This window comes from Glaesserella sp., from assembly GCF_041817755.1.
GTDB lineage: Bacteria > Pseudomonadota > Gammaproteobacteria > Enterobacterales > Pasteurellaceae > Glaesserella.
Genome location: NZ_JBGYBX010000030.1, coordinates 81,675 through 92,531, shown reverse-complemented (window position 1 = coordinate 92,531; position 10,857 = coordinate 81,675). Strand labels below are relative to the sequence as shown.

At 42.2% G+C, this 10,857-nt stretch carries 8 protein-coding genes, 1 pseudogene and 1 CRISPR repeat array; of the genes and pseudogenes, 5 read left to right on the top strand and 4 right to left on the bottom strand.

Features of this window, described 5'->3' with window-relative positions; genetic code table 11:
• Nucleotides 1-4: 4 nt before the first annotated feature.
• Nucleotides 5-1,030: a CRISPR direct-repeat array (repeat unit 36 nt; unit sequence ATTGTAGCACTGCGAAATGAGAAAGGGAGCTACAAC).
• Nucleotides 1,031-1,182: 152 nt separating this feature from the next.
• From ACEYKX_RS03775 to msbA, 4 genes and pseudogenes are all read left to right on the top strand, one after another.
• A pseudogene (locus ACEYKX_RS03775) lies at nucleotides 1,183-3,118 on the top strand (ATP-dependent DNA helicase).
• Nucleotides 3,119-3,168: 50 nt separating this feature from the next.
• Nucleotides 3,169-3,543, top strand: a complete 375-nt coding sequence (locus tag ACEYKX_RS03770; RefSeq protein WP_373780501.1) for a CidA/LrgA family protein — start codon at nucleotides 3,169-3,171, stop codon at nucleotides 3,541-3,543.
• Nucleotides 3,536-4,234, top strand: coding sequence for a CidB/LrgB family autolysis modulator (locus tag ACEYKX_RS03765; RefSeq protein ID WP_373767801.1), 699 nt, complete (start codon nucleotides 3,536-3,538; stop codon nucleotides 4,232-4,234). The genes ACEYKX_RS03770 and ACEYKX_RS03765 overlap by 8 nt, the downstream gene beginning before the upstream one ends.
• Before the next feature lie 66 nt (nucleotides 4,235-4,300).
• Nucleotides 4,301-6,079 (top strand): lipid A ABC transporter ATP-binding protein/permease MsbA, encoded by a 1,779-nt coding sequence (gene msbA, locus ACEYKX_RS03760; protein WP_373767802.1) that lies wholly within the window; start codon nucleotides 4,301-4,303, stop codon nucleotides 6,077-6,079.
• Between the two features lie 74 nt (nucleotides 6,080-6,153).
• Here the strand turns inward: msbA and metQ are convergent, their stop codons facing one another.
• From metQ to metN, 4 genes are all read right to left on the bottom strand, one after another.
• A complete protein-coding gene (gene metQ / locus ACEYKX_RS03755; protein WP_373767803.1) occupies nucleotides 6,154-6,948 on the bottom strand; it encodes a methionine ABC transporter substrate-binding lipoprotein MetQ in 795 nt (264 codons plus the stop codon).
• 98 nt (nucleotides 6,949-7,046) lie between these two features.
• Nucleotides 7,047-7,880: a MetQ/NlpA family lipoprotein gene (locus tag ACEYKX_RS03750; protein WP_373767804.1), complete on the bottom strand. Its 834-nt coding sequence runs from the start codon at nucleotides 7,878-7,880 to the stop codon at nucleotides 7,047-7,049.
• A 30-nt stretch (nucleotides 7,881-7,910) separates the two neighbouring features.
• Nucleotides 7,911-8,588 carry a methionine ABC transporter permease gene (locus ACEYKX_RS03745; RefSeq protein ID WP_373767805.1) on the bottom strand — a complete coding sequence of 226 codons (678 nt, stop codon included), beginning with the start codon at nucleotides 8,586-8,588 and terminating at the stop codon, nucleotides 7,911-7,913.
• Nucleotides 8,578-9,612 carry a methionine ABC transporter ATP-binding protein MetN gene (gene metN, locus ACEYKX_RS03740; RefSeq protein WP_373767806.1) on the bottom strand — a complete coding sequence of 345 codons (1,035 nt, stop codon included), beginning with the start codon at nucleotides 9,610-9,612 and terminating at the stop codon, nucleotides 8,578-8,580. Before metN ends, ACEYKX_RS03745 begins: the two co-directional genes overlap by 11 nt.
• Before the next feature lie 432 nt (nucleotides 9,613-10,044).
• Between metN and ACEYKX_RS03735 the strand changes: the two genes are divergently transcribed.
• Complete coding sequence (locus ACEYKX_RS03735; RefSeq protein ID WP_373767807.1) at nucleotides 10,045-10,800, top strand: MipA/OmpV family protein; 756 nt, start codon at nucleotides 10,045-10,047, stop codon at nucleotides 10,798-10,800.
• Nucleotides 10,801-10,857 lie beyond the last annotated feature (57 nt).

Genomic DNA, 10,857 nt, shown 5'->3' with positions numbered 1-10,857 from the left:
TGAAATTGTAGCACTGCGAAATGAGAAAGGGAGCTACAACACTCCCTTACCTCGTTAAAGGTGAGGACTTATTGTAGCACTGCGAAATGAGAAAGGGAGCTACAACAAATCTTTATGAATAAAGTAATTGATAAAGATTGTAGCACTGCGAAATGAGAAAGGGAGCTACAACCATTTACATTGCCCTTGAATGCCGTATTTTATTGTAGCACTGCGAAATGAGAAAGGGAGCTACAACATTTTGTGGTTGCTTGCCATTTTTGCGCCTATTGTAGCACTGCGAAATGAGAAAGGGAGCTACAACTTAGTTGCTTACGATACCACTACGGGCGAAATTGTAGCACTGCGAAATGAGAAAGGGAGCTACAACTCTTCCATCATTCTATTTTCGCTATCCTCTATTGTAGCACTGCGAAATGAGAAAGGGAGCTACAACTCGACAACCTTTGCGACATCTATCGTGATTATTGTAGCACTGCGAAATGAGAAAGGGAGCTACAACGAGCAGAAATTAATATTCTTGTTTTTCTCAATTGTAGCACTGCGAAATGAGAAAGGGAGCTACAACCGTCGGAGCCTATAACGCAGGAGGAAAAAAATTGTAGCACTGCGAAATGAGAAAGGGAGCTACAACGCGTGGGGCGACAAAGCCCCACAATTTGCAATTGTAGCACTGCGAAATGAGAAAGGGAGCTACAACTTCTAAGTCGTAGTATTTACCGAGTAAAAAATTGTAGCACTGCGAAATGAGAAAGGGAGCTACAACCTATTTTAGGGATTATGCTTGATTTATTGAATTGTAGCACTGCGAAATGAGAAAGGGAGCTACAACCCAAACACGCACATCCCGCAAGGTACTGTAATTGTAGCACTGCGAAATGAGAAAGGGAGCTACAACTAACCGGTGATGCTCAGGATGAGCTTATTGATTGTAGCACTGCGAAATGAGAAAGGGAGCTACAACTACAACATTTCACTATAAAGTTCTTTAGGCATTGTAGCACTGCGAAATGAGAAAGGGAGCTACAACTTTCCAGTAATTCACCTTCACACACTCAAATGTTCAATTAATCCTATTCAATTTGGTTTTCTCTATTTTATCGCTATAATGCGACCTTTCTCTAATTCTTATAACCCAGTTCCATTTATCTCTCATTCAGAGAAAAATATAGCCAAATTCATATGAAACTATCCGAAAAAATCACCGACGCTTTTAGCCCCACAGGCACGTTAAGCCAAAACATTCACGGTTTTCATCCGCGAGATGCTCAGTTAGAAATGGCACAAGCGGTCGGGAGAGCGGTGAAATTTGCAAAAAGTGCGGTGATTGAAGCAGGAACGGGAACGGGGAAAACCTTTGCCTATCTCGTGCCGGCGTTGCTATCGGGCAAAAAAAACGATCATTTCTACGGGGTCTAAAAATCTGCAAGATCAGCTGTTTAATCGTGATTTGCCGACCATTCAAAAAGCCTTGAAATATAAGGGAAAAGTAGCGTTGTTGAAAGGGCGGGCTAATTATCTCTGTTTGGAGCGGTTAGATCAGGTGATCGCAATGGGGGTGGTCGGCGATAAATCGGTGTTGGCAGATTTGGCGAAGGTGCGAAAATGGTATACGGGAACCAAAACAGGGGATTTGAGCGAATGTATCACCATTGCGGAAGATAGTCCGATTTTACCGCAATTGGTTTCGACGGCAGAAAGCTGTTTGGGGTCGGATTGCCCGAATTATAAAGAGTGCTACGTGGTGCAAGCTCGACGCAAAGCGTTGGAAGCCGATGTGGTTGTGGTGAACCATCACCTATTTTGTGCCGATATGGCGGTGAAAGAAACGGGCTTTGGCGAGTTAATCCCTGATGCAGAGCTGATTATTTTTGATGAAGCACATCAATTGCCCGATATTGCCAGCCAGTACTTTGGGCAATCGCTGACTTCTCGTCAATTATTTGATATTTGCAAAGACAGTAACATTGTTTATCGCACAGAGTTGAAAGATCTTGCTCAGTTGGGGAAAGCGTCCGATCATCTACAAAAAGTCGTGCAGGATTTCCGTTTGTTGTTGGGAGACGGCAACAAGCGGGGGAATTTGCGTGAGATTTTGCAAGATCCGAAAGTGGTCGAAGGCTTTGCTAAACTGAATGAGAACATTGATTTTTTAAGCGAAGTGGTGAAAAAATCGCTCGGTCGTTCAGAAACTTTGGACAAAATCTTTGAACGTTTGGCAGAAGTCAAAGCACAGTTAAAAAGATTGGGCGATACTAGTGTTATCGGCTATTGTTATTGGTATGAAATCAATGGGCGTTCGTTCGGTTTGCACATTACGCCACTGACGGTTGCCGATAAATTCGGTGAGCAGATAAAAGCAAATCAAGTCGGTTGGATTTTTACCTCGGCAACCCTTGAAGTCGGCGGAAAGTTCGACCATTTCTGCCAGCGACTAGGCATTGAGAATGCCGAACAGATGGTGTTACAAAGCCCGTTTGACTATGCTCATCAGTCGTTGCTGTGTGTGCCGCGTTATCTGCCTGATACGAATAAATCCCATACACTAACGGAATTGGGGCAGTTGCTCAAACCTGTGATTGAAGCGAATAATGGGCGTTGTTTTTTACTGTGTACGTCCTATTTTATGATGCGTGGTTTAGCCGATTTTCTGCGAGAACAGAGTTCATTGAGTGTGCTATTACAAGGAGAAACGAGTAAAAGTCGTCTGCTTGAGAAGTTTATTGCAGAGCCAAATAGTGTACTGGTGGCAACTCAAAGTTTCTGGGAAGGGATTGATGTACGGGGCGATGCGTTGTCGTTGGTGATTATCGACAAACTGCCTTTTACCGCACCCGATGAACCATTGCTGAAGGCTCGAATGGAAGATTGTAAATTGCAAGGTGGCGATCCGTTTAACGATATTCAAATTCCCGAAGCGGTGATTACCTTAAAACAAGGTGTGGGGCGTTTGATCCGAGATGTGACGGACAGGGGGGCGGTGATTATCTGTGATGCTCGTCTTGTGATGCGACAATACGGCTCGACTTTTTTGAAAAGCCTACCGCCGTCGAAACGGACAAGGGATTTGGGCAAAGTCATGACGTTTTTACGTGCGACAAGCGGTGAGATCAGCTAAATGTTTTGCAAAAATGCAGACAGTATGTTGTTTATTTAGCGGAAGGCAATATGTTGGTGAAATTGATACGTTTTATTTTGGCATTGACGTTTTTGTTCCTCATGCTGTATTTGGGAAGACTGATGAGCTGGCTGATTCCGATCGGAATTTCCGAGAGCATTTGGGGATTACTGATTTTATTTACTTTATTGGTCACAAAATTGGTCAGGGTGGCGTGGATCGCCCCGGCTTCTCGACCGTTGCTACGTTATATGACGGTTTTTTTCCTGCCGGTCTGTGCGGGGATTGTTGATCAAACGGATGTCCTCAAATTACATATCAACTCACTGCTTGTTGCGAATTTCATCAGTACGGTCGTCTCTCTCGTGATTATCGGCTTATTGGCTGAATGGTTGTTTAGAAAAGTGGAGGCCGAGGATGACTAATCTCGCGCTTTACGGATATTCATTGCTGACATTACTTGCGTTTGTAATCGGTTCACGTATCAGCAAAAAGTTAAAATCCTCAATATTTAATGCGTTTATCGTCACGCTATGTTTAATCGTGGCGGTGTTGTTGATCGCCGATATTCCTTTTGATCATTACTATCAAGGCAATTTCCCGATTAATAACTTACTGGGTGTCTCGGTTGTCGCTTTGGCGGTACCGTTTTATGAGCAACTACCGCAAATTCGTAAGCACTGGAAAAAAATTGCAGTAATCGTGACGGTCAGCACCTTTTTAACTATGTTAAGCGGTATTTTGTTAGCGATTGCCTTCGGTGCAAGTAAAGAAATTGTCGCATCTCTGTTACCGAAATCGGTATCAACCCCTATCGCTATTGCGATTGCAGAAGAAATCGGCGGGCATTCGGCGATCAGCGCCGTTGGCGTGGTGATAGCCGGAATTATCGGCTCGGCGTTCGGGATTGCCGTGTTGCAATGGATGAAAGTCAACAATACCCGAGCGATCGGGCTAAGCATGGGGGCTGTGTCACATGCGTTAGGAACGGCTCGGGCGATGGAATACAGTATTAAAGCGGGCAGTTATTCTTCCGTTGCACTTGTGCTGTGCGGTATTTTTTCTTCCTTATTGGCACCGCTTATCTTTAAAGTGGTGGTCGGAATATGGTTTTAAATTTGGTGGAAATGCAATTTCCCTTTAGAATGACCCACTTTTATCGGGTTTAGGTAATCAAACATTATGTCAAAACACTCCTTCTCACTTGATGAGATCACGCAAGATCAATCAACATGGCAAACCTTTCAGCGTTTGTGGCCGATGATTTCCCCGTTTAAACTCGGCATTGTCGCCGCGATGATCGCCATGATTTTAAATGCGGCGGCGGATGCCTATTTAATCACTATGCTGAAACCGTTAATCGACGAAGGATTCGGTAGTTCCGCCGATCGCAATTTTCTGAAAGTGATGGCATTTATTGTGGTGGGATTAATTTTTGCGCGTGGCTTTACCAGTTTTATTTCAAGTTATTGTTTGGCGTGGGTGTCGGGTAAGGTGGTGATGACCATGCGTCAGCGGGTGTTTAAGCACCTGATGTTTATGCCGGTCACCTTTTTTGATCAAAATTCTTCGGGCAAATTACTTTCCCGCATTACTTATGATTCCGAGCAAATTGCCAACTCTTCCGCCAGTGCGTTACAAAGTGTGGTGCGTGAAGGGGTGTATATTATTTTCTTAGTCACGACCATGTTTTATTACAGTTGGCGGCTTTCCTTGGTGCTTTTTTTAATCGGCCCGGTTATTGCGGTATTGATTCGTTTGGTATCAAAGCGCTTTCGTCGTTTAAGTCGGAATATGCAGGAATCCATGGGAAATATGACTGAAAGTGCGGAGCAAATGTTGCGCGGGCATAAAGTCGTATTGTCTTTCGGCGGGCAAAAAATTGAAGAAGAGCGTTTTAATCACACCAGCAACGATATGCGTCGTAAAGGGATGAAAATGATGGCGGCGACGGCAATTTCCGATCCGATTATTCAAGTTATCGCTTCATTGGCATTAGCTGTGGTCTTATTTATTGCCGGTTCGCCGGAAATTATCGGCGATGAGTTAACCGCCGGGGAGTTTGCCGCAGTGATTGGCGCGTTAATGGGCATTTTACGTCCGCTAAAAACGTTGACGAATGTGAATGCGCAGTTTCAGCGCGGTATGGCAGCTTGCCAAACGCTATTTACCTTATTTGATTTGCCGACGGAAAACGATAACGGTACTTATACGATCGAACGCGCGAAGGGGGATATCCGTTTTGAGAATGTAACGTTCACTTACTTTGGTAAAGAACAACCGGCATTGAGAAATGTGTCGTTCAGCCTGCAGGCAGGTAAAACGTTGGCATTAGTGGGACGCTCAGGCTCAGGCAAATCAACCATTGCAAATTTGATTACCCGTTTTTATGAGATTGATTCGGGTGCCATTTACCTTGATGATCGTAAAATCCAAGATTACAGCTTAAATAATTTACGTGAGCAGTGTGCGATTGTTTCTCAACAAGTGCATCTGTTTAACGATACGATTGCAAACAATATTGCTTATGCGGCACAAGACAAATACAGCCGAGAACAAATAGAAGCCGCTGCCAAAGCCGCTTATGCGATGGAATTTATCGACAAAATGCCGCAGGGCTTGGATACGGTGATTGGTGAAAACGGGGTAAGTTTATCGGGCGGACAACGTCAGCGTTTAGCGATTGCCCGTGCTTTATTAAGAAATTCACCCGTTTTAATCTTAGATGAAGCGACTTCTGCATTAGATACCGAATCGGAACGAGCCATTCAAGCGGCGCTGGACGAATTACAGAAAGATCGCACGGTTTTAGTGATTGCCCACCGCCTGTCGACGATTGAGAAAGCCGATGAAATATTGGTGGTCGATCACGGTCAAATTATCGAACGCGGCAATCATAAAACGTTATTAGAGCAAGGTGGCGCCTACAAACAATTGCATCAAATGCAATTTAGCGAATAAGTAAAATATGAAAAGAAAACGACCGCTTGTAGCGTTACAAGCGGTCGTTTTGCTTAATTATTTTGCAAACAAGGTTATTCCCAACCTTTGACCATTGCGCCTTTAAATACCTCATTGGCTTTATCGAATACTTCTTGCGATTGATAGGCGTTGACGAAATCTTTCACGATCGCATTGTCTTTGTTGTTTTCGCGCGCCACGATAAGGTTAACGTAAGGGGAATTTTTGTCTTCCACGAAAATACCGTCTTTCGTCGGGGTCAAACCGATTTGACCGGCATAGGTGGTGTTGATAATAGAAAATGCGACATCATCAAGGGTGCGAGGTAATAACGGTGCTTCCACTTCCTGAATATCCAATTTTTTCGGGTTTTCAACAATATCCACGCGGGTTGAAAGTAAATTGGTATTGTCTTTTAACTTAATTAAGCCTTGCTTTTCAAGCAGAATCAATGCGCGACCTAGATTTGTCGGGTCGTTCGGCACGGCAATTTTGTCCCCTTCTTTCAGCTCGTCAATCGACTTGATTTTTTTAGAATAAGCGGCAATCGGGTACACGAAGGTATTGCCTACCGGCGTTAATTTATAGCCTTTATCGGCAATTTGTTTGTCTAAATACGGTTTGTGTTGGAATGCATTGACATCCAAATCACCTTTGTTTAACGCTTCATTTGGTGTGGCGTAATCGGTGAAAATCACCAATTCAACGTCACGATGATATTTTTCTTTGGCAATTTTGGCGGCAACTTCCATAACCTGATGTTCAGGGCCTGAGATCACGCCGACTTTGAGTGTTTCCGTTTTGTCGTTACACGCCGTTAAAAGTAAGCTTGAAACTGCAACGAGGCTAAACAGTTTGTTGAAATTCATATGAGTCTCCTGTGGAAATAAAAACAAGCGGTCACATTTCGTTAAAAATTTGCAAATTTTTAATAAAATCTAACCGCTTGTCGGATGTAGAAAAATGATTACCAGCCTTTTACCACACCGTCTTTAAAGTGTTTTTGTGCTTCTTGGAACACTTCTTCGGTTTGGTACGCTTTCACGAAGTTTTGTACTGCGTCACTTGCTTGGTTGTCTTTACGGGCGACGATTAAGTTCACATAAGGTGAATCTTTATCTTCGACGAATACACCGTGTTCGGTGGTATTTAAACCAACTTGACCGGCATACGTGTTATTGACAACGGCCAAATCCACATCGTCTAAGGCTTTTGCTGCCACCGAAGTATCGACTTCTTGAATTTTGAGGTTTTTCGGATTCTCAACGATATCTAATGAAGTAGAGAATAAGTTTGTGTTATCCTTTAATTTGATCAAACCTTGTTTTTCCAACAGGATCAATGCACGGGCAAGGTTACTTGGATCATTCGGTACGGCAACGACGGCACCTTCTTGCAACTCGCTGACATTTTTAATTTTTTTCGAATAGCCTGCCAACGGATAAACGAAGGTATTTCCTACGATGACCAAGTTATCTAACTTCTTAGATGCCGAGTCTTTATCTAAATAAGGCTTGTGTTGCATCGCATTGGCATCTAAATCACCTTTGCTCACGGCGGTATTAGGTAAGGCGTAGTCGTTGAATAACACAAATTCCACCTCTAAGCCGTATTTCTCTTTAGCGATTTGTGCGGCTTTTTCCGCCACCGTATGCTCAGGGCCTGACATAACGCCCACTTTGATTTTTTGTGCTTGCGGCGCAGGTGCTGCTGTCGGTGCTTCGGTTTTCTTTTCTTCTTTACAGCCGGTCAGTGCAAGCGCAGAGACGACAGCTAAGCCTAATAATTTTTTTAAGTTCATAGGAAATCCTCTTAAAAGTGAGTTGATAAATTAACGATGATCGTAACGTTTTGCGAGATTGTCACCGATTTTTTGGCTAATCATCACAATCGCTACAATGATGATGGTGGCGATCCATTTGACGTAGACCATATTACGGTGTTCCCCGTAACTGATGGCAAGATTCCCCAAACCGCCGCCACCGACCGCACCGGCCATTGCAGAGTAGCCGATAAGCGCGACAAGCGTTAGGGTAATGCCGTTGATTAAAATCGGTAAAGATTCGGGTAAATAGAATTTTGAAACCACTTGCCAATTGGTTGCCCCCATGGATTTTGCCGCTTCGGTCAAACCGCTTGGGATTTCCAACAGGGCATTTGACGTTAAACGGGCAAAAAACGGAATCGCCGAGACGCTTAACGGTACGATCGCTGCGGTGGTGCCCAACGTGGTACCGACGAGTAAACGGGTAAAAGGCAATAACACGACAAGTAAAATGATGAACGGTACGGAGCGTCCGATGTTGATAATAATATCAAGGATTTGGTGTAAGCCTTTATGCTCTAAAATTTCGCCTTTGCCCGTTAAAAAGGCAATAAAGCCAATCGGCATACCGACAACGACGGCGAGCAACGTTGCCGCAAAGCCCATATATAAGGTTTCCAATGTGGATAGTGCGACCAATTCCCACATTTTCGGGGTAAGTTCGTTGATAAAATCATTCCACATAACCTAATACCTCAACTTTTACATTATGATCAATTAAATAGAATTTTGCTTCGGCAATATCATCGTGATTACCTTCGACTTCGGCAATTACAAAGCCGAATTTTACGCCTCCGGCGTAGTCAATTTGTGACATTAAGATACTAAAGTCAATACTGAATTTTTTGGAAGCATGAGACAGTAACGGTGCATCGACCGAACGACCGGTAAACTCAAATCGGATGATCGGTTTGCTGTTAGGTGTCGGCGTCGAAAGTAGTTGATCGGTATATTCTTTCGGTAATTCAAAATGGAATGTGGATTGGATAAACCGTTGCGCCAATTCGGTTTTCGGATTGGAAAAAATTTCACTGACCGAGCCGCTTTCAACCAAACGGCCTTTATCAATTACCGCGACACGATCACAAATCCGTTTTACTACATCCATTTCATGCGTAATCAGCAAAATAGTTAAGCCGAGTCGGGTATTGATTTCTTTGAGTAATTGTAAAATGGATTGTGTCGTTGCCGGATCAAGGGCGCTAGTCGCTTCATCGCATAACAGAACCTGAGGATCATTCGCTAACGCACGGGCAATTGCCACACGCTGTTTTTGACCGCCGGAAAGGTTGCTCGGGTAGACATTATGTTTGTCCGCCAACCCGACAAGCTCAAGCAATTGATTCACTTTTTGTTGAATTTGTGTTTGTGGCGTATGGTTTAGTTCAAGCGATAGCGCTACGTTTTCAAAAACGGTACGAGAGGAGAGCAAATTAAAATGCTGGAAAATCATACTGATTTTGCGACGGGCAAGGTTTAACTCTTTTTCGGAGAGTATTGTTAAATCTTTACCGTCAACGATCACTTGTCCCATCGTCGGGCGTTCTAATAAATTTACACAACGGATCAACGTACTTTTTCCCGCACCTGATGCACCAATCACACCAAAAATGGTGCCTTTCGGTACTTCAAGATTTACGTTATCCAAGGCGGTAATTCGTTGCCCTTTTACATCAAATTGTTTGCTGATTTGTTTCAGCTTAATCATAACCTTCTGTCCGCATGCTATATTGAAAGAGATTTTGGCATTTTAGACGTCTAGATAGCTATGTCAACAAAAAATGTGAATTTTTTATGAAAAAATAGAATATTTATAAGTATATTAAATTTCTTTTGGTTATTATCTATCGCAAAGATATTATATGCAGTTGCTAAATATTAGTATGATAAATATGTAAACATATTTATTTTTTTACTCATTGTATTGAAAATAATTTTATTATTAAAAATAATTGCAATTGAGTTTTTATTTTAAATTACTGTATTTTCTTTGTTTTTTATTTATTGATTTTATGTTATCAAAATATTATTTTTTACTAACGAAAACGATTGGCACAATGAGGTCTGACCAGAAAGGGTTGATTTAATAAATTATTATATTGCAAACTTATTTACAGTTTTTTAATAGAAGGAGACAAATATGAAACATAAATTATCCACTTATTGTTTGATCGGGTTTTCAATGATGTCATTCTCTGTTAATAATAATGCATCAGAGATCGGCGTTGGTATTAATGTAGAAAGAAGCTTATATTATTCTAAGGATAGGATAATGACGTCACCTTTTTTAGAGTTAGATCTCTCTTTAGGCAATTTTTATATGAGAGGAACGGCCGGAATAGGTAAGATCGGCTATGAACAACCGTTAACCGATAATCTCAATGCGGAGCTCTTTGTGACTCCATTTGATGGTTTTCCGATTAAGGCGAAAGATTTATTACCGGAATATCAATCTATTAAGGAACGTAAAACGCAGTTTACCGTAGGGGGAGGTTTTAATTATTACTCGGATAAATGGAATGCCGGCATTTCCTTAGAGGGAAAAAGTGGAAAGCGCGGAGCAAGCGGTAATATGACTTTGATTAAGGTGTTCCCGGTCACTGAACGGTTTGCGATATCGCCATATATCAGTGCTACTTATTATTCCTCTCAATATACAAGATATTATTTTGGGATTAAAAAGTCAGAATTAGGCGGTAATATTAAGTCGGTGTATAAACCGAAATCGGCGTATAGTACCAGTATAGGAATTAATACCGACTATGCCGTAACGAAACATTTAGGCATCGGAGTTTCCGTCGGATGGGACAAATATTCTGAACAGATTAAGAAATCACCGATAATAAAGAAAGATTCACAGATTATTTCATCATTTAGCCTGTATTATACTTTTTAAAGCGTATTTAAAGAGGAAACAATAATGCTATTGTTTCCTTCTTGAACCTTTGCTAAG

Excerpts from the sequence above, each read along its gene's own strand:
- ACEYKX_RS03770 (WP_373780501.1), top strand. The coding sequence starts at position 3,169 with ATGTTGGTGAAATTGATACGTTTTATTTTGGCATTGACGTTTTTGTTC.
- ACEYKX_RS03765 (WP_373767801.1), top strand. The coding sequence starts at position 3,536 with ATGACTAATCTCGCGCTTTACGGATATTCATTGCTGACATTACTTGCG.
- msbA (WP_373767802.1), top strand. The coding sequence starts at position 4,301 with ATGTCAAAACACTCCTTCTCACTTGATGAGATCACGCAAGATCAATCA.
- metQ (WP_373767803.1), bottom strand. The coding sequence starts at position 6,948 with ATGAATTTCAACAAACTGTTTAGCCTCGTTGCAGTTTCAAGCTTACTT.
- ACEYKX_RS03750 (WP_373767804.1), bottom strand. The coding sequence starts at position 7,880 with ATGAACTTAAAAAAATTATTAGGCTTAGCTGTCGTCTCTGCGCTTGCA.
- ACEYKX_RS03745 (WP_373767805.1), bottom strand. The coding sequence starts at position 8,588 with ATGTGGAATGATTTTATCAACGAACTTACCCCGAAAATGTGGGAATTG.
- metN (WP_373767806.1), bottom strand. The coding sequence starts at position 9,612 with ATGATTAAGCTGAAACAAATCAGCAAACAATTTGATGTAAAAGGGCAA.
- ACEYKX_RS03735 (WP_373767807.1), top strand. The coding sequence starts at position 10,045 with ATGAAACATAAATTATCCACTTATTGTTTGATCGGGTTTTCAATGATG.